Origin of the sequence: Alishewanella sp. HH-ZS, assembly GCF_001704375.1 — a bacterium.
GTDB lineage: Bacteria > Pseudomonadota > Gammaproteobacteria > Enterobacterales > Alteromonadaceae > Alishewanella > Alishewanella aestuarii.
Genome location: NZ_LZEJ01000023.1, coordinates 21750 through 40597 on the forward strand (window position 1 = coordinate 21750; position 18848 = coordinate 40597).

The window sequence follows — 18848 nt, forward strand, 5'->3', positions numbered from 1 at the left end:
ATCGTTCAGGTTTTAAAAAATAACAAAGCCCGCAGTCGGACTGCAGGGCTGCTGCATTGTACGGATTTTTGCCGCGAATGCAAGGCATTTCGCGGCCTGGCAACCCATCAAGCCAGGCTTAGCGTGGCGGTAACATACCGGGTGGTAACTTGCCGCCCATGCTGCGCATCATCTTCATCAAACCGCCTTTGCCGCTCATTTGCTTCATCATTTTCTGCATCTGGGTAAATTGTTTCAGCAGCTGATTGATCTCCTGCACCTTGGTGCCGGAGCCGGCCGCAATCCGCTTTTTGCGTGAACCTTTTAGCAAGTCCGGAAATTCCCGCTCTTTCGGCGTCATCGAATTAATAATGGCTTCCATCCGCACAAACTGCTTTTCATCTAACTGACCGGCGGCACCGGCCGGCAGATTTTTCATCCCCGGCAGCTTGTCCATCAGTGACATCATACCGCCCATGCTACGCATCTGTACCAGCTGCTCGCGAAAATCTTCCAATGAAAAGCCTTTGCCTTTCATCATCTTCTGCGCCATTTTCGCGGTTTTTTCTTTATCGACCTTCTGCTCAAGCTCTTCAATCAGGCTCAGCACATCGCCCATACCTAAAATGCGCGAGGCGATACGATCCGGATGGAACGGCTCTAAGGCGTCGGTTTTCTCACCGGTACCGATAAACTTAATTGGCTTGCCGGTAATATGGCGGATAGATAAAGCGGCACCACCACGGGCATCACCATCGGCTTTGGTTAAGATCACCCCAGTTAATGGCAGGGCTTCGTTAAAGGCTTTGGCCGTATTAGCCGCATCCTGACCGGTCATGGCATCGACCACGAACAGGGTTTCAATCGGCTTTACCGCGGCATGCAGCGCCTTGATTTCATCCATCATCTCGCTGTCGACATGCAGACGACCGGCGGTATCGACCAGCAGCACATCAAACATCCGGGTTTTGGCATGCGTGATGGCAGCATTAACAATAGCAACCGGCGCCTGCGAGATGTCGCTGGGGAAAAACTCAACATTGACCGCTTTGGCCAGGGTTTCCAATTGTTTAATTGCGGCAGGCCGGTAAACGTCAGCCGATACCACCAACACTTTTTTCTTTTTCCGTTCGGTCAGAAACTTTGCCAGCTTACCAACAGAGGTGGTTTTACCTGCCCCCTGTAAACCCGCCATCAGAATCACCGCCGGCGGTTGGGTATTAAGAGCCAGCTCTTCATTCGCCTCGCCCATGGCTTCTTCCAGGGCTTTACGGACGATTTTCAGAAATTCCTGCCCCGGGGTCAGACTCTTGCTGACCTCCAGACCAACAGAGCGCTCTTTGATCTGGTTGATAAAGTCTTTAACAACCGGCAATGCCACGTCAGCTTCGAGCAGTGCCATTCGCACTTCCCGTAGCGTTTCTTTAATATTGTCTTCAGTAAGACGACCACGACCACTAATATTTTTCAGGGTCCGGCTTAAACGATCTGACAGATTTTCAAACATAGCGGAGATCCAATTCGGTAATTGCGCCGATTATAGCGCGTTGTACTGTTATCGTCAGCCTTAAGCGCATCTTACTGTATGCTGCTGGGCTTTACCCGAAACTTGCAATACAATAATCCACTTACTGCGTCACAGGAGTGTTAAGTATGCCGATGTTGTTACCCGCGCTGGCTTTGGTTGCCTATACGGTTGCAACTGTTACCCTGCTATTGCGGCTATTCCATCCGGCCGGGCCAAACTTTAAACTGGTTTTCAGTGCCGGCACCCTGGGTGTGGTATGCCATATGCTAAGTCTGGCGGGCAGCATCTTTACCGAGCAGGGACAAAACTTTAGTTTGTTGAACGTCAGCTCATTGGTCGCCTGGCTGTTAACCCTGGCGGTAACCCTGATTTCCCTGCGCAGTCCGGCTGTGTTGCTATTACCTATAGTCTACACCGCCGCTGCCTTACTGCTACTGGCCGGTCTGTTTATTCCCGGCACTGCACTGTTACAGCACCTGGGACAAAGCCCGGGGCTGCTGGCCCATATTGGCCTGGCCTTTAGCGCCTATGTGGTGCTGATTATGGCCACGCTGTACTCAATTCAAGTGTCTTATATCAGTTATAAACTGAAACATAAAAATTTCTCTGGTGTCAGTCGCTTTTTGCCGCCATTATTACAGGCAGAGCAACTGCAATTTCGCTTGCTGGCAGCCGGTACCGCCTTGTTAATCCTGGCACTGGCTAGTGGCGTACCCTATATGAAAAGTTGGGTCGACCATAAAACGCTGCTTAGTTTGCTGGCGCTAATTGTATTCGGAGTGCTGTGCTGGGGGCATGCCCGTCAGGGCTGGCGCGGTAGAGCCGCGGTATCTCTGACTTTAGTCGGCAGTGTTGTCCTCACCCTGGCCTATTTTGGCAGCCGCTTTGTAAAAGAAGTCCTGCTGGGCAGATTCTGAAACCGCTCTACACTTTGTCAGGCAATAAAGGTAATTAACTTTTGGACGCAATCTCAACCAGTACACTCTTTATTATTTTGGGAGTGCTACTGTTTATCTCAGCCTATTTCTCGGGTTCAGAAACAGGCATGATGTCCGTTAACCGCTACCGGTTAAAACACCTTGAAAATGAACAACATAAAGGCGCAAAGCGGGTAGCCGAATTATTGGACCGGCCAGATCGGCTGATCGGTTTGATCCTGATTGGCAACAACCTGGTGAATATCGCTGCCTCAGCGATTGCGACCATCATCGGGATGCGACTGTATGGCGATGCCGGTATTGCTATTGCAACCGTGATCCTGACACTGGTGATCCTGGTATTTGCGGAGGTCACGCCAAAAACCCTGGCGGCACTGCATCCGGAGCGGATCGCTTTTCCAAGCTCCGCCTTACTAAAACCGCTGTTAAAACTATTTTATCCGCTGGTCTGGTTAATTAACTGGATCACCAATGGCTTACTGGCCGTGATGGGCATTAGCCCGGAAAAGCATCAGGGCAACAGTCTGAGTGCGGAAGAACTCAGAACCGTGGTGCATGAAGCCGGCGCCCTGATCCCGGAGCAGCATCAAAATATGCTGGTGGGGGTACTGGATTTAGAGAATGTTACCGTAGATGACATTATGACGCCGCGTAACGAAATCGCCGGTATCGATATTAACGACGAATGGAAAGATATCGTGCGCCAGCTGGCAAACGCCCAGCACAGCCGGGTATTGCTGTATCGGGACAGTATTGACGATGCCCTGGGTTTTATTCACCCGCGGGATCTGGTGCGGCTGCTGCTTAAAGATCAGTTTAGCAAAGCAACCTTGCTACGCTCTGTACACGAAATTTACTACATTCCGGAAGGCACCCCACTTAATACGCAACTGCTGAAATTTCAAAGTACCAAGGAACGTATTGGTCTGGTAGTTGATGAATACGGCGATATTCAGGGGCTGGTAACGCTGGAAGATATTCTGGAAGAAGTAGTGGGAGAATTTACGACTGATGTCATCGAAGATAACCACGAGGAAATCATTCAACAGCCAGACGGTTCCTACCTGATCGACGGCAGTATTAGCCTGCGGGATTTGAACCGGCAAATGCAGCTGGAATTTCCAACCGACGGCCCGAAAACACTGAATGGTCTGTTACTGGAACATCTGGAGGAAATCCCGCAGGGCGCGATGAGCGTGAAACTAGCCGGCTATCCACTGGAAATCGTCGATGTGCAGGATAATATGATTAAAACGGTGCGGCTGGTTCTGACACGTTAGCCAGCCGCCGAAACACAGACTAGCCAAATAGCAGGCGGCGTAACCAGCCGCGCTGCAGTTCGTTCTCACAACCGTTCAATTGCTGCTGGTAAATTCGGGCTCTGTCGTCAACCTGACGCGCAGTTCTGAGCAACCAGGCCTTTTGCTGATGGCTGCCGCGCCGATAACCACCCCAGCCCTCGTGGTAGTTCAGATAAAGCCGGTAAGCATCATCTTTCGGCACCTTATTCACCTGATGGGTTTTATCGATATACCAGCCGATAAAATCCACCGCGTCCGCAAAGTTGCTGCGGCTGGCAAACAATCGACCGGTATCCTTGACATAGTCGTCCCAGGTTGGGGTTTTTGCCTGAGAATAGCCATAGGCTGAGCTCGCCCGACCATAAGGGATAAAGCCAAGAAAATAACGCATGGGCGGCCGGGCGTTGTGCCTGAAACCACTTTCCTGATACATAAAACTGATCGGCACAGCGATCGGCATGCCCCATTTGTCACTGGCACTGGCGCTGGCTTTATACCAGGAGCGGTTCTCACGAAAGATCTCGCAGATATCGCTTTTATTCTGCGGTGGCGGCGTCGCACAGCCAGTTAGGGCCGCGGAAAAACCTATAGTGATCAGGAGTTTATTTTTTTTAATCTTTTTTTGAACTATCAGCATAAGGGGGATTCTAACAAGGTGCATGGATGCAACCAAGTTTTTTGTTTTCCCTGGATTCTCCTTTACGGCTACCACCTGGTAGCCGTTTTTTTATCTGCTATTCGCCGGTACAAGCCGGCACTTCACGGAAATAGTCTGCCAGATACTGTTCAAAACTCAGGGTATCAGCCGCTTCGATTTGCTGCTGGCGTATTAAAGATTGCGCAGCCGCCGCAACAAAATCCTGTTCGCTGTAATACTGATATGGCTCTGCCAGTAGCTGGCTACGATAGCTTTCTGCCAACTGCCGCATGTAGGGACCATTGTCCTGCCGGGCGCTCAGCAGATGGTTGAGGATTTTACCAGACGGTGTTTGTGCTGGATCTAATAAGCTCAAGTAATACTGGCGCATTGCCGCCTGATAGCGGTCGGTCTGATACGCCTGATCCAGCCATTTGGCTATTGGCATCATATCGGCAAACAGTTGTTCAGCCCAATCCTGCATCAGGCGTGGCTGACCATCCTGCAACAGCTCCAGATTTGTGCGCCGGCCATCAGTCACCACCTTTTTCAGGTTCTGCTCAGTAACCTGCTGCTCGGCAGCTGATAACGGCGGGCTTTGCTCCAGTAAACAGTACAGTAGGAACACATCGAGAAAACGCATTTGTTCAGCACTAATACCAATACTACTGAACGGATTGACATCCAGCGCCCGTACTTCGATATATTCCACGCCCCGCTTGGCCAGGGCACAGGTCGGCCGCTCGCCCGATTCGGTGGTGCGCTTAGGACGAATAGTCGAGTAAAACTCGTTCTCAATCTGCAGCACATTACTATTCAGCTGCTGAAAAACACCATCCACCTTGACACCAATGCTCTGATACTCGGCAGAGGGCTGGGTTACAGCCGCATGCAAACCACTGATATATTCCGGCAAACTATTATAAGTAATATTTAAACTGGATTGAGCGCTGTTGGTATAACCTAAATCACTCATCCGCAGCGAGGTCGCATAAGGCAGGTAAAGCGAACCCTTACCCAGTTTCTGGAACGCATAACGCGACTGACGGCCTTCTAAAAAGGACTGACACATCGCCGGCGAGGCGCCAAACAAGTAGACAATAAGCCAGGCAACACGCTTGTAATTGCGGATCAATGACAGATACTGTGCCGAGACAAAATCTTGCAGCGTCGCGTCGTCCTGTAACAACTGCTGATACGCTTGCCAGAAGCTTTGCGGTAACGAGAAATTAAAATGCACGCCACTGATGGCCTGCATCATGCTGCCGTAACGGTTTTTCAGTCCTTGCCGGTACAGAGTTTTCATCTTCCCGACATTCGACTTTCCGTACTGTGCTAACGGGATCTGGTGCTGATCGGTAATAAAACAGGGCATACTGGCCGGCCATAACCGTTCATCACCCAGTTGTCGTAACGTAAAGCGATGAATATCCGCCAGTTGCGCCAGAGTTTGTTCAATGTCCTCACCGGCAGAGGTAATAAACTCGAGCAGTGATTCTGAAAAATCGGTGGTGATCCAGGGGTGTGTCAGGGCAGAACCCAGCGCACTGGCATGGGCGCTTTGTGCCAGACTGCCATCCTGATTAACGCGTAAGGTCTCGCGCTCGATCCCACGCTTAATACCAAGGATACTCTGCTGTAGTCCCTGCTGTTGCAGCGACGACAAAACTGCGGTGATGCTAGCGCTCAAGATGATTCCTTACTAAGAATGGCGTTCCCCAATGATTGGGGAACGCCAAGCTGATATCAAGAGGTGGAACACAAAATTGGGTATAACGCTGTGAGCCTGGTAGCAGGATCAGTTGCCGGCGTCAGTTTTTTCGGGTTTGGCGCTCTCCGCGTTAGCGGTTGTCTCATCCAGAAAATCAGCATCTTCAGAATCGCCCACCACATGCTCCAGTTTAAGTTTGCGTACGCTACGAAAGGTCGTAATGGGTCCCGAGCAGGCATAAGCAAAGAAAATGATAAATAACATTTGCGCCGGCCGTGCAGCGATAACCACAAAGACCAGCACTACCAGCAAGATCGTCAGAAAGGACACCCGATCGCGCCAGTTCAGGTTTTTAAACGAGTTGTAGCGGAAATTACTGACCATCAAAAAGCCAGCGGTGATAGTCAGTAAACCGACCAGATAGCCGTACTTATCACCATCAATCTCAAAACTGGCACCGTTCCAAACCATACCGGCCACCAGGGCAGCCGCCGCCGGACTGGCTAAGCCCTGAAAGAAACGGCCATCTGTTACGCCCAGATTGGCGTTAAAGCGTGCCAAGCGTAACGCGGCACAGGCAACATAAATAAAGGCCGCCAACCAGCCGAACTTGCCAAGATCTGCCAGCGCCCAATTATAAGCAACTAACGCCGGTGCCACACCAAAGGCCAGTAAATCAGACATGCTGTCGTATTGTGCCCCAAATTCACTTTGGGTATTGGTTAAACGCGCTACGCGGCCATCCAGGCCATCGAAGATCATTGCGATAAAAATCGCCACAGCAGCGGCTTCAAAACGACCGTTCATTGATGATACGATGGCAAAGAAACCCGAAAAAAGCCCGGCGGTTGTCAGCAGGTTAGGTAACAGATAGATCCCTTTACGCGGACTAGTATCACTGTTTTTTAATTCTGTCATAAGGCAACTTCTAAAATAACGATTACACTGATTATAAGGGACATAACATAACATGGATAGAACCATGGCAAAAGTGAAGTACATCTTTCTCGGCACCCTGTTATGCCTTGCTCCGCTGACCATCGCGCAAACGGTTTACAGCTGGCAGGACGCAAAGGGTGTGATCCATTTCTCACAACAGCCGCCCGCTGAGGGAGAATATCAGTTAGTCACGATTAAGGTCGGTAGTGGTTCTTCTGCCGTCACCGCCGTCGCACAAGGCGTAAGTTCAGGCGCAGTGCTGGATCCGGTGTTGTGTCAACAAGCCCGCGATCAGCTAACGCTGTTAAATAGTGAACAGGAACTCTTTACCAAAGAAGCCAACCAGGAGGCAGTGCGCTTACTGACAGCAGAAGAGCGCCAGCAGCAGATCCTCCTGGCGAACTTTGAGATCAAAAGACGCTGCCCGGCCACACCTTAGCCGGGCTGCTTCGCTGACGCTAATGCCGGCTCTGCACCCTAAACTGCTGACCATCGTGGTCAACCACTATCGTGCTACCCGGCAAAAAGTTGCCTTGTAATAACGCCTGTGCCAGTGGGTTCTCCAGATACTGCTGAATCGCCCGTTTTAGTGGCCTTGCACCATATAAGGTGTCAAAGCCAACCTCTGCCAGTTTCTCCAACGCCGCATCACTGACTTCCAATTGGAAGTCACGTTGCTGCAAGCGTTGCCGCAACCGCTGCAACTGAATACTGGCAATTTGTTTAATTTGCCGATCATCCAGCGGATGGAATACCACCGACTCATCCAAGCGGTTTAAAAACTCCGGCCGGAACTGCCTGCTTAGCACATCCATTAGCATGGTTTTCATTTCGGCGTAGCTGTACTCGCGATAATGCTCCTGGATCAGATCTGATCCCAGATTCGAGGTCATGATGATCACGGCGTTTTTAAAATCCACCGTCCGTCCCTGACCATCGGTCAGACGACCATCGTCCAACACCTGCAATAAGATGTTAAAGACATCAGGATGAGCTTTTTCAACCTCGTCCAGCAGGATCACTGAGTAAGGCTTCCGTCTGACGGCTTCGGTCAGATAACCGCCTTCTTCATAACCAACATAGCCCGGCGGTGCGCCAACCAAGCGGGACACCGCATGTTTCTCCATAAACTCCGACATATCGATCCGCACCATCGCATCCGGGCTGTCAAACAGGAATTGCGCTAACGCCTTAGTCAACTCCGTTTTCCCTACCCCGGTTGGCCCGAGGAATAAGAAAGAACCAATGGGTTTATTCGGATCAGACAGACCGGCCCGCGAACGGCGGATTGCATTTGCCACCGCACTGACCGCCTCATGTTGCCCTACCACCTTATCGTGCAAGGCCTCTTCCATCCGCAGCAATTTGTCACGCTCGCCTTCCAGCATTTTACTGACCGGAATGCCGGTGGATTTTGACACCACATCCGCAATTTCCTGATCGGTCACCTTATGCCGCAACAGCGTCATTTCCTGCATTTCCGCCTGCGAGGCTAAGTCCAGCTTTTTCTCCAGCTCTGGAATGCGGCCATACTGCAACTCAGACATCCGTTGCAGATCACTTGCCCGCCGTGCGACTTCCAAATCCAAGCGGGCTTGCTCCAGATCGGCCTTAATATACTGGGTGCCCTGCAATGCCGCCTTTTCGGATTCCCATACCTCATCCAGCTCGTTGTATCGTTGCTCCAGCTCGTCAATTTGCTCGCGAATACTATCGCGACGCTTTTTACTGGCATCGTCGGTTTCTTTTGCTAAGGCATTATCCTCCAATTTCAACTGGATAATACGCCGCTCTAAGCGGTCTAACTCTTCTGGTTTGGAATCCATCTGCATCCGGATACTGGAAGCCGCTTCATCAATTAAATCAATGGCTTTATCCGGTAACTGCCGATCACTGATATAGCGGTGTGACAGTGTTGCTGCCGCGACGATCGCCGGATCGGTGATCTCTACCGCATGGTGCAGCTCGTAACGCTCTTTTAAACCGCGCAGAATCGCGATGGTATCCTCAACCGTTGGCTCCTCCACCAAAACTTTCTGGAAACGCCGCTCCAGCGCAGCGTCTTTTTCAATATATTTGCGATATTCATCCAGGGTGGTGGCACCAAGACAGTGCAACTCACCGCGTGCCAGCGCTGGCTTTAGCATATTGCCGGCATCCATAGCACCATCAGCCTTACCAGCGCCAACCATGGTATGAATTTCGTCAATAAACAGGATGATCTGGCCTTCTTCTTTGGCAACTTCGTTCAGTACTGCTTTTAACCGCTCTTCAAACTCACCGCGATATTTGGCCCCTGCCAGCAGCGCGCCCATATCCAGTGATAATACCCGCTTATCTTTTAAGCCTTCAGGAACTTCTTTATTAACAATGCGCTGCGCTAAACCCTCTACGATGGCGGTTTTACCGACACCGGGTTCACCAATCAATACCGGGTTATTTTTAGTGCGTCGTTGTAATACCTGCACGCAGCGGCGAATTTCTTCATCCCTGCCAATCACCGGATCCAGCTTGCCGGACTCTGCTCTGGCTGTCAGATCAATGGTATATTTGCTCAGCGCCTGACGGGTATCTTCCGCATTGGCATCATCCACCTTCTGACCAGCACGGATTTGCTCTATCGCAGCACTGACCTTGTCTTTATTTATCCCCAATAACTGCAGAATGCGGCCCAGCTCTGATTTATCCTCAGTCGCGGCCAACACAAACAGCTCACTGGAGATAAACTGATCTTTACGCTTTTGCGCCAGCTTATCGCATTGTTGTAACAGCTGAGCTGTGGCTGCTGATAACTGTAAGCTACCGGCATCACCTTCTACTCTTGGCAGACGCTCTATCGCCTGGCTGACTTTTGAGCGCAGTTCATTAAAGTTTACCGCCAGCTTATTTAATAATTCGCGTACGGTGCCGCCTTCCTGATTCAGTAAGGCAAACATGATATGTACCGGCTCGATAAACTGTTGATCACGCCCCAGTGCCAGCGATTGCGCATCGGCAATGGCTTCCTGAAACTTACTGGTGAATTTATCTAAACGCATTGGCAGGCTCCCGCTCTTACCCTAACTATGATGTGTAATAAGATTGGGCGCTGTTGTGGATTTTTCAAGCAGCGAACGTCAAAAAATTGACTTGCATCAACTTAGCGCGTCTACCTCAGGGTTCTAACCAGATAGCGCTGGCCTGGCGGCCGGTTTGACCATCACGCCGGTAGGAGAAAAAACGTGCTGAGTCAGTAAAGGTGCAATACTCTGCACCATAGATGGCTCTGACTCCGGCACGCTGCAGCCGCAAACGGGCCAACGCATAGATATCTGCCAGATACTTGCCGCCAGCTGAGCCGGTAAAAGCGGCTTCAGCCTCTGGCATCATCGCCACAAAGGCCTGACGCACCTCAGCGCCAACTTCAAAAGCCGCCGGCCCAATTGCCGGCCCGAGCCAAACCAATAACTCTGCTGCCGGAGCCTGAAAATGCTGCAGGCTTTGTTCAATCACCCCGCCAGCAAGACCACGCCAACCAGCATGCACCGCGGCGACTTCGGTGCCGGCTGTGTTACAAATTAACAACGGCAAACAGTCTGCTGTCATCACCAGACAAACCTGTCGTGGCTGTCTGCTGTAGCTGGCGTCTGCAGTCGGTAATGGCTCAGGCGAGTGCAGCGGTAAAGTTAGCACCTGATTGCCATGCACCTGATTCATCCATGTCGGAGCTGCCGGCAGCCGGGCCAGTTGTGCAAAACGCTGGCGATTAGCACTGACGTTGACAGCATCATCCCCAACATGCCCACCAAGGTTCAAACTGGCGTATTGTCCGCCGGATACCCCGCCAAGCCGGGTTGAACTAAAAGCTTTAACACCGGCTGGCGCCGGCCAGTCAGGGTAAAGTAACTCAGATGGCAGATCAGGGCGCATAACGTTAATCAGGTCCATACTTTGACTTACACAAAGTCCATACCGTGTAACTGGGTATCGGCTTTTAAAGCGGCATTCAGTGCCACCATATCGTCCGGCAATGGCGCATGCCACTCCAGCAACTGGCCGGTTATCGGGTGCGCCAGTTTAAGCATAATGGCATGCAGCGCCTGGCGTTTAAAATTACGCATTAACTGCAATAACTGTTCGCTGGCCTGGCGTGGCGGTCTGGGCCGGCCACCATATACCGGATCGCCAACCAGAGGATGGCTGATAAAGGTCATATGTACGCGGATCTGATGCGTCCGGCCGGTTTCCAGCCGCAGTCGCAGGCGGGTATGCGCCCGGTACTTTTCCATCACTCTATAGTGGGTAACAGCCGGTTTACCATTTTCATTAACTGCCATCAGGGTTCTTTTGGTCTGGTGCCGGCCGATCGGCTGTTTTACCGTCCCGCCGCCGGTCATAGTGCCGTAACAGACCGCTTCATATTCACGGGTAATTTCCCGCGCTTGCATCGCCTCGACCAGATGCGTTTGCGCTGGTATCGTTTTCGCGATGACCATCAGGCCGGTAGTGTCTTTATCCAGCCGGTGAACTATACCGGCACGGGGAACTTCTGCAATACTCGGGCAGTGATGTAACAAGGCATTGAGTAAGGTACCGTCCTGATTGCCTGCTCCCGGGTGCACCACCAGACCGGCAGGCTTATTGATCACCAGAATATGTTCGTCTTCAAACACGATATCCAGGGCGATCGGCTCGGCGTCAAAACGTTCTTCTTCCGGCAATTCAGCCTGAATATCGATTTGCTCCCCACCCAACATTTTCTGCCGCGGAGTGGCACAAGGCTCACCGTTTACCTGCACGCTATTGGCCAGGATCCACTCTTTTATCCGCGAACGCGAATAATCGGGGAACATTTCGGCCAGAACCTGATCTAAGCGCTTACCAAAAAGGTGCTCAGGTACGATTTCTGAAAGTTTTAGCTGTTTTGTCATAACGGAAGCAGTTATCCTGTGTGCAACCCCGCGATATCTGGGGTAGAATCGCATGAGCGGGTATTTTAACGATTTTACGCCGGACTAGACAGCCATTTAGCCGAAGTAGTAACGGATTTTTACATGAAACTAAAATTTATTCTGATAGCCCTGTTAGCTGTGACCCTCACCGCCTGTGCCGGAAAACCTAAAGAAGCACAAGTTACCTCCAATCAAACGGCGCAAGCGATGTATCAGCAAGCCAAGGATGTACTGGATGCAGGCCTTTATAACCGCGCTATTGAACTGTTAAAAGGGGTTGAAAGCCGCCATCCGTTCGGCCCCTTGGCCCGGCAAGTACAGCTGGATTTAATTTATGCCTATCACCAGGCTGGCAATCTGCCGCAAGCGCTGGCAACCATTGACCGTTTTATCCGGTTGAATCCGAATCAACCGGATTTGGACTATGTATATTATATGCGCGGTTTAACCAACCTGAAGGCAGATGAAAACGCCTTTCAGGAATTTTTTGGCATTGACCGTGCCGATCGCGATCTGGCCAGCACCCGGCAGGCGTTTGATGATTTTCGTATCCTGTTAACTAACTATCCGGGAAGTAAGTATGCTGCCGAAGCCCGGGCGCGGATGGTTGCGATTAAAGATAAGCTGGCCCGGCACGAGTTACTGGTAGCAGATTACTACCTGCGCCGCGGTGCCTTTCTCGCGGCCGCCAACCGGGGTAAATATGTTGTTGAGTTTTACCGTGACTCTCCGCTGGTAGAGCAGGCTCTGGAGATTATGGTAGAAAGTTACGATAAATTAGGGCTGGATAAGCTCAGAAGTGACACCGAGCAGGTATTACGGCTTAACTTTCCACAGAATCGCCGCTTCCGCTAAGCTCAGGTAATTACACTAAGTAATACCCTCAATACAAGCGCCTCTGCCTACGCAGAGGCGTTTTGCTTTATAGCGCTTCCAAGGCCTCAGCCAGGCGTGCCACAGCGACCACTTCCATCCCGGCAATAGGTTCCTTCGGTTGATTAGCCAGCGGCACTATCGCCCGTTTAAAACCATGCTTCGCGGCCTCTTTCAGTCGTTCCTGACCACTGGGCACCGGCCGGATCTCACCTGCTAATCCCACTTCACCAAATACCACTAAATCATTCGGTAATGGCTTATCCCGAAAGCTGGAGACTAACGCCAGTAAGGTCGCTAAATCAGCGCTGGTTTCATTAACCTTGACCCCACCGACAACGTTAACAAACACATCCTGGTCCGCCATCTGGATCCCGGCATGGCGGTGCATCACTGCCAGTAACATCGCAATCCGGTTTTGCTCCATCCCCAGTGTCACCCGTCGTGGATTATTCAGTGGCGAATAGTCAACCAACCCTTGAATTTCTACTAAAAGCGGTCGGGTACCCTCCCATAGCACCATGACGATACTGCCGGATTGATCTTCCTTACCACGGGTCAGAAAGATCGCGGAAGGATTCTTTACCTCCTTCATCCCCTGGCCAGTCATGGCAAACACCCCTAACTCATTGACCGGACCAAAGCGGTTTTTATTGCCGCGCAAGGTGCGGTAGCGATTGTCAGCGTCACCATCCAGCATCACTGAGCAATCGATACAATGCTCTAATACCTTAGGCCCGGCCAGAGATCCATCTTTGGTTACATGCCCGACCATGATAATAGCGATATGATGCTGCTTGGCGAAGCGGGTTAAATACGCCGCGCTTTCCCTGACCTGTGACACACTGCCCGGTGCCGACTGAATATCAGCCAGATGCATCACCTGAATTGAGTCAATCACCATAATGCGCGGCTTTTCCTGCTGCGCCAGCTGACAGATAGTTTCGACGTTCGTTTCAGCCAACATTTTCAATTCAGACATCGGCAATCCCAGGCGCTGTGCCCGCATCGCAACCTGCTGCAACGATTCTTCCCCCGTCACATACAGTGCGCCGCCCTGTGCGGCCAGGCCGCACATAATTTGCAGTAACAAAGTACTTTTTCCGGCACCGGGGTGACCGCCGATCAGGATCGCAGAGCCCGGTACTATGCCGCCACCCAGTACCCGGTCAAACTCAGCAAAGCCAGAGCTAAAACGTGGTACATCCTGCAAGTCGACCTCATCCAGTCGCATCACACGGGCCACTGTCGCGCCGGCATAACCACCCAGCCGACTGCTACCAGCTTTCACGGCGCCCAACCGGACTTCGCTGATACTATTCCAGGCACCGCATTCAGTACACTGCCCCTGCCAGCGCATAAAGTCAGCACCACATTCATTACACACATATGCCGTTTTACTTTTTGCCATTCTTACTCCAGGAATTATTGGAAGGCACGGATATTGCTTTTAAAACTTATTAAGCTAGTTTAACCTTATTATAACCGGACGCTGCCATATTTTTGGCAACTGAATCATCAGATTATGACGTCAACAGACCTTCAGGCATATCAGGGTATTATCACCAGACTTCGCGGCATGCTGGACTTGAGCGAGTTTGAGCAGACTTTTGCTTCGGTGACCAATGGTTTACCCAAATCCAAGCAATTTCTGCTGCGAATGGAACTCAGACGTCTGGCCCAGCCCTGCAACTACTACATCGATTTGCGTGGTCATGTGGACGGAGATGTAAAGCCTTACGAATATCGGGGCAAAACCCATTATCTGGATGATCAGGCGCGGCAAATCTTTGAGCAGGGCCTGGAAGCTTACGGTAAGTATACGGTCGGCGTTTATGAAGAAGTAATGAATGCTGACAATAATTACCGGGTCAGACATCGGAAAGAAACTGACGAGCATATTCGCCATACACTACAGAACCTGCGCAAAGGTCCTCAGTTGCCTGAGCCCTCGCCTGCCGAGTCCTTTACCACGCCAGAGGATAATGCAGCACCCTCAGCGCATCGGTTTATCCGCTTCGGACACTACATTAGCCGGGCAGAGGAGCGGATGAACTTTAGCATTGAGGTGGAGATAAAACACCCCGATGGTAATAGCACCGCTATGACCACCGACCTGTCAGTATCGGGTTGCCGCTTGAAAGTACCGTTCGGGAAAACCGCAATGGCCGGCGATGTGGTCCGGCTCGCGCTGACCGGGCTAGAGCGCGAATATGCACTGGATTTGGTGGATACTTTGCAATATCAAATCCTTGAGATCAAAGAGCAGGATAAACATGCCTATTGGCGCCTGAAACGTCTGGAGCCGGAGAGAAATCCGGCATTCAATCAGTTTCTACATAGCTTTATTCAGGGCAATAAAAGACGTTATAAGCTGAATCTGGACAATATTCTCGACGGCGCCCTGACCAAAGGCTATGAGCAATACTACCTGCCCCGGCTACAAGGCCTGCCGGTTTTCCTGACCGTTGCCGAGGGCAGCCTGGCCAGTCGCTTTGCATTGACCAGCGACTATAGCAGAAGTATCTGGCACTATTTTATCGACGAGCAACAACAATCGGTACTGGGTCAGGTACTGAATGCCCGCAGACTCAAACAGCTGCTGAATAATAGTGAGCGCAGCGCAACCCTATACTGCTTTACCCATGCCGCTAAGGGAAAATTGTATTTTTATACGGCATTAGCCAGTGAACTGGCAGCTTCCAGCGAGCTGCGGCAGATGTTCTGGGGCTTCGGTGCTGGTAAACCGAGCTGGCGGGTATTTCAGTTAAGTTTAATGTCTGTGGCGGCAGAGGATGCGACCAGCAAATTTGCTTTGCCGGGAGAGCATGGGTTAGTCCAACCCTCCCCACTGGTAGCCAGTATGCTAAGAGATGTGCGTTATATGATTACGCTGGCGGATATCAGTAGTGCCTCGCAGCGGCATTATTACGCCGCGTATCGCTTTGACAGCACTAAGCTGGCCGCTCTCAATCAATTTGGCCTGAGCAAGGCCGGCAAAGTTGTCACCTGTGAAGCGATACCGGTTCACTATGTCAATTTACGCAGTGAATCACGTTACCTGTATAAAACTCAGGTTTTACTGCGCACCAGAGTGGATGACACCCCGATACCCGCTTACAGTCGCGACTTCTCTGCCGGAGGCTTGCAGCTGGAAACAGAAATAGCGGTCGATTTTAAAAAAGGCGAAGTATTACTGGTGGATTTACCTGATCTGCAAAAAATTACCAGCAAATATCAGCTCAGTGCCCTGCCTTACGAAGTGATGGCGGTGAGTAAAAACCGGACTATTATCAATCTAAAAGCCGCTAAGACGGAATCACATCTGGGCCGACAATTTTTTAGCCAGCTGATCCAAAGTAATCGCAGCAAACTGACCGTAGCGCAGGAAACCCCAAAATATCCTGGTCTATCCGAAGCCTTGCGCAATATGTATCTGCAAAGCTGCAAATCGCTGGTACTCTATGTCCATCGCTATGGGCTGCGGCACGATATCGCCGTTGTGGGTTGCGGGAACAAAGGCAATCAATTACAGGCCTTGTTGCAATTGCCACAGCAACAGCCCGCATCCGCGCCACTGAGTGTCCTGACGAAACATCCACTCCTGGAGCTAAAATTAGCCGAAAAGCTAAAGCAGATGAAACGACAGGATCCACCGTTTCATTACGAACTCTATCTGACAGTGCAACAAAACGACGACGGTAGCTTGCAACTAAGTAGCGACTTTGACTTTGAATTTAATTCGGCGGCGGAGCTGAAGCAGCACCTTGTCGATGCACTCTCGGCACATACGTTGTTAGGGTTCCGTTGCTCACTGATCCGTGCAGGTAAAATGGATCCGGAGTATTTGGCCAGGGAGCTGAATTACATCAGTATTTATGCCATTCATAAAGCCAGGGTGCTGGAAGAAGAACTCTGGCATGTCGAGGGCGTAATTGAAGGTTTTGATATTTCATCTGAACTGGTTAACCGCTTGCAGCCGGAAGCTGCACAGCAGCAGGAACTGCAGCGACAGTTTATTCTGCAGTCACTAACTGAACAAGCCAGTTTACCAACTCTGTAAAATGTTCTGCTTTAGCAGCCGCGGCAGTCAGCATCGAAATATGATCATAAGGGTGCTGATAGCCATTCGCGCGGCTTAGTAAGGTATAGCGCCCCTCTGACTGAGCAGCTTCGTGCATAAAAGCCTGCACATCCTGCGGATGGCCGAGCAGTTGGTCATGTTCCGCAGCAAAATGCCACAGCGGCGGCCAGTTTAGTTGCTGACAGGCTGCCTGATAGTCAAAACCATCACTACAATCAACAAAGGGAGCGCCCTTGATCCAGCGTACCGTATCACACAGGAATTGCGTGGGTTCATCGTCAGCACCAAAACGCCAGCGTTTAGCGGGCACATAACCATAGCGTTGCCCCAGCCAGGGCGCCAGGGTGTTCCAGCAAAGGTCGATTTTTAATTTTCGCGCCAGGCTGTTCACACTAATCACTCTTTTGGTACCAAAACAGACCTTAGCCAGCACTTTGTCCGCCAGCTCAGGAAATCGCGCCAGACTGGCCGCTGCCAGCACGCCGGCCCAGGAGTGGCAAATCAGAATGACTTTCTGCTGATGTTGCTGGTAAACGTAATTCAGTAGCGCCGGTATATCCCGGCAAATCATTTGTTGTTGATCCTGCTGCAAGCCTTCAGCTAAGCTCGGCTGTGATAAGCCCCGACCAGCAAAGTCAGCGGCGTAGCCAATAAACCCCTGCTCCGCCAGAAAGCAAGCCAGGCCTTTACCGTTCTGGCTGTAAAAAATCCGGCCATTCTCTATCGCACCGTGCAGATATAATACCGGCGCCAGAGGCGTCGCTACCGGCTGTAGCTGCCGCAGATGCAAGCGGTAAGGAGGCAGCTCAAGAAACAGCGAGCTTTGCTGATGGTTCACGGACAATCCAACAGATACAGCAGTTGTAATAAGGAACCTGTAGTAATCGCCGCGTTTGCCGCCGCCTGCACCTTCGGCTTAGCATGAAAAGCGACACCTAGCGCAGCCTCGGCCAACATCGGTAAATCATTGGCGCCATCACCAATAGCAACGGTCTGCGATGGCGCTATCTGATAACGCTGCGCCAGTTCAGTCACAACTTCAGCTTTGCGTTTCGCATCAACAATATTGCCAAGTACCCGGCCGGTTAATTTACCGTCAACGATTTCCAGCTGGTTAGCAAAGGTCGCACTCAGGCCAAGCCGCTGCTGTAGCGCCTCGGTAAAATAGGTAAAACCCCCGGAGGCAATGGCAAGCTGCCACTGATGCTGTCTAAGTTGCTGCACCAACTCCGTTAAGCCCGGCATTAACGGCAGTGTTTGTAATACAGCGGCTAATACCGACTCTGGCGCACCGGCTAACGCCTTAACCCGCGCTAACAGACTTTGCGCAAAATCCAGCTCGCCGTTCATTGCGCGGGCCGTAATCGCAGCCACTTGCTCGCCGACACCCGCCAAAGCGGCAATTTCATCGATACATTCGATTTCAATCGCCGTGGAATCCATGTCCATCACCAGCAAGCCGGGTTTGCGTAACGTCGGCTGCTGCGCCAGATAAACCAGCTGACAGTCGTGATCAAGGGCTAAACGACTGAGTAACGCCGGCGTAGGCTGATAAGTCAAAGGCAGGTGTAACCGCAGTGCTGCCGGCAGCGCCGGATGCGGTTTACTCAGGCTAAGCGTGAAGATACCTGATGGTAAGGCGAGTGCCTGCGCCAGGGTGCTAAGTAGTTCCCAACTGAAGTCACGGCCAAAACAAAGCAGTACCGGCAATTCGGGTTTAGGCGCAGCGACTTTCACCTCGCTAAACTGACCGGCATGCCAGTTAAGGTGACACTGCCCACCATAGGCTGTAACTAACTGCAGTGGCGCGAGATCATTGAACGGATTGGGCTGTACTGATGAGTTCAAGTTAAATCCTGTATTTTACTGTCTGTACTTTATTATCTGTGCTGTATCGTCTGAGCTTTAGCTATTGCGCTGTGACAAC

General features: G+C 51.3%; 15 protein-coding genes. 5 read left to right on the forward strand and 10 right to left on the reverse strand.

Translation table 11 applies throughout. The features are described from left to right. Nucleotides 1-118: 118 nt before the first annotated feature. Nucleotides 119-1486, reverse strand: a complete 1368-nt coding sequence (ffh, locus tag A9165_RS10415; protein WP_065955823.1) for a signal recognition particle protein — start codon at nucleotides 1484-1486, stop codon at nucleotides 119-121. Between the two features lie 146 nt (nucleotides 1487-1632). Here ffh and A9165_RS10420 point away from each other — a divergent pair, with 146 nt between their 5' ends. Together A9165_RS10420 and A9165_RS10425 are read left to right on the forward strand one after the other, a co-directional pair. Continuing rightward, nucleotides 1633-2424, forward strand: coding sequence for an inner membrane protein YpjD (locus A9165_RS10420; protein WP_008609829.1), 792 nt, complete (start codon nucleotides 1633-1635; stop codon nucleotides 2422-2424). A gap of 41 nt (nucleotides 2425-2465) precedes the next feature. Beyond that, the gene (locus A9165_RS10425; RefSeq protein ID WP_065955824.1) at nucleotides 2466-3725 is read left to right on the forward strand and encodes an HlyC/CorC family transporter; all 1260 of its coding nucleotides are present in this window, start codon (nucleotides 2466-2468) and stop codon (nucleotides 3723-3725) included. A 19-nt stretch (nucleotides 3726-3744) separates the two neighbouring features. Here the strand turns inward: A9165_RS10425 and A9165_RS10430 are convergent, their stop codons facing one another. From A9165_RS10430 to pssA, 3 genes are all read right to left on the reverse strand, one after another. Continuing rightward, on the reverse strand, nucleotides 3745-4383 hold the full coding sequence (locus tag A9165_RS10430; protein ID WP_176714611.1) for a hypothetical protein: 639 nt from the start codon (nucleotides 4381-4383) through the stop codon (nucleotides 3745-3747). Nucleotides 4384-4480: 97 nt separating this feature from the next. Beyond that, nucleotides 4481-6073 (reverse strand): glutamate--cysteine ligase, encoded by a 1593-nt coding sequence (gene gshA, locus A9165_RS10435; RefSeq protein ID WP_065955825.1) that lies wholly within the window; start codon nucleotides 6071-6073, stop codon nucleotides 4481-4483. Between the two features lie 108 nt (nucleotides 6074-6181). Then, the gene (gene pssA / locus A9165_RS10440; protein WP_065955826.1) at nucleotides 6182-7012 is read right to left on the reverse strand and encodes a CDP-diacylglycerol--serine O-phosphatidyltransferase; all 831 of its coding nucleotides are present in this window, start codon (nucleotides 7010-7012) and stop codon (nucleotides 6182-6184) included. Between the two features lie 64 nt (nucleotides 7013-7076). On the opposite strand from pssA, the gene A9165_RS10445 reads away from it, so the two are divergent. After that, a complete protein-coding gene (locus A9165_RS10445) occupies nucleotides 7077-7472 on the forward strand; it encodes a DUF4124 domain-containing protein (protein WP_008609824.1) in 396 nt (131 codons plus the stop codon). Between the two features lie 19 nt (nucleotides 7473-7491). Here the strand turns inward: A9165_RS10445 and clpB are convergent, their stop codons facing one another. The 3 genes from clpB to rluD all read right to left on the reverse strand — a co-directional run bounded on the left by clpB (nucleotide 7492) and on the right by rluD (nucleotide 11943). Continuing rightward, nucleotides 7492-10071: an ATP-dependent chaperone ClpB gene (gene clpB / locus A9165_RS10450; RefSeq protein ID WP_065955827.1), complete on the reverse strand. Its 2580-nt coding sequence runs from the start codon at nucleotides 10069-10071 to the stop codon at nucleotides 7492-7494. 115 nt (nucleotides 10072-10186) lie between these two features. After that, the gene (pgeF, locus tag A9165_RS10455; RefSeq protein ID WP_008609820.1) at nucleotides 10187-10942 is read right to left on the reverse strand and encodes a peptidoglycan editing factor PgeF; all 756 of its coding nucleotides are present in this window, start codon (nucleotides 10940-10942) and stop codon (nucleotides 10187-10189) included. Nucleotides 10943-10968: 26 nt separating this feature from the next. Beyond that, entirely contained in the window at nucleotides 10969-11943 is a 975-nt protein-coding gene (gene rluD / locus A9165_RS10460) for a 23S rRNA pseudouridine(1911/1915/1917) synthase RluD (RefSeq protein ID WP_008609818.1), read from the reverse strand. Between the two features lie 123 nt (nucleotides 11944-12066). On the opposite strand from rluD, the gene A9165_RS10465 reads away from it, so the two are divergent. Next, the gene (locus tag A9165_RS10465) at nucleotides 12067-12819 is read left to right on the forward strand and encodes an outer membrane protein assembly factor BamD (protein ID WP_008609817.1); all 753 of its coding nucleotides are present in this window, start codon (nucleotides 12067-12069) and stop codon (nucleotides 12817-12819) included. A gap of 67 nt (nucleotides 12820-12886) precedes the next feature. On the opposite strand, the gene radA is transcribed toward A9165_RS10465, so the two are convergent. Beyond that, a complete protein-coding gene (gene radA / locus A9165_RS10470) occupies nucleotides 12887-14248 on the reverse strand; it encodes a DNA repair protein RadA (RefSeq protein WP_008609816.1) in 1362 nt (453 codons plus the stop codon). A gap of 114 nt (nucleotides 14249-14362) precedes the next feature. Here radA and A9165_RS10475 point away from each other — a divergent pair, with 114 nt between their 5' ends. Further along, nucleotides 14363-16900 (forward strand): PilZ domain-containing protein, encoded by a 2538-nt coding sequence (locus A9165_RS10475; protein ID WP_065955828.1) that lies wholly within the window; start codon nucleotides 14363-14365, stop codon nucleotides 16898-16900. Here the strand turns inward: A9165_RS10475 and A9165_RS10480 are convergent. Both A9165_RS10480 and serB read right to left on the reverse strand, forming a co-directional pair. Then, nucleotides 16854-17759 carry an alpha/beta fold hydrolase gene (locus tag A9165_RS10480; protein WP_065955829.1) on the reverse strand — a complete coding sequence of 302 codons (906 nt, stop codon included), beginning with the start codon at nucleotides 17757-17759 and terminating at the stop codon, nucleotides 16854-16856. The genes A9165_RS10475 and A9165_RS10480 overlap by 47 nt on opposite strands. Beyond that, on the reverse strand, nucleotides 17756-18769 hold the full coding sequence (serB, locus tag A9165_RS10485; protein ID WP_065955830.1) for a phosphoserine phosphatase SerB: 1014 nt from the start codon (nucleotides 18767-18769) through the stop codon (nucleotides 17756-17758). The genes A9165_RS10480 and serB overlap by 4 nt, the downstream gene beginning before the upstream one ends. Nucleotides 18770-18848 lie beyond the last annotated feature (79 nt).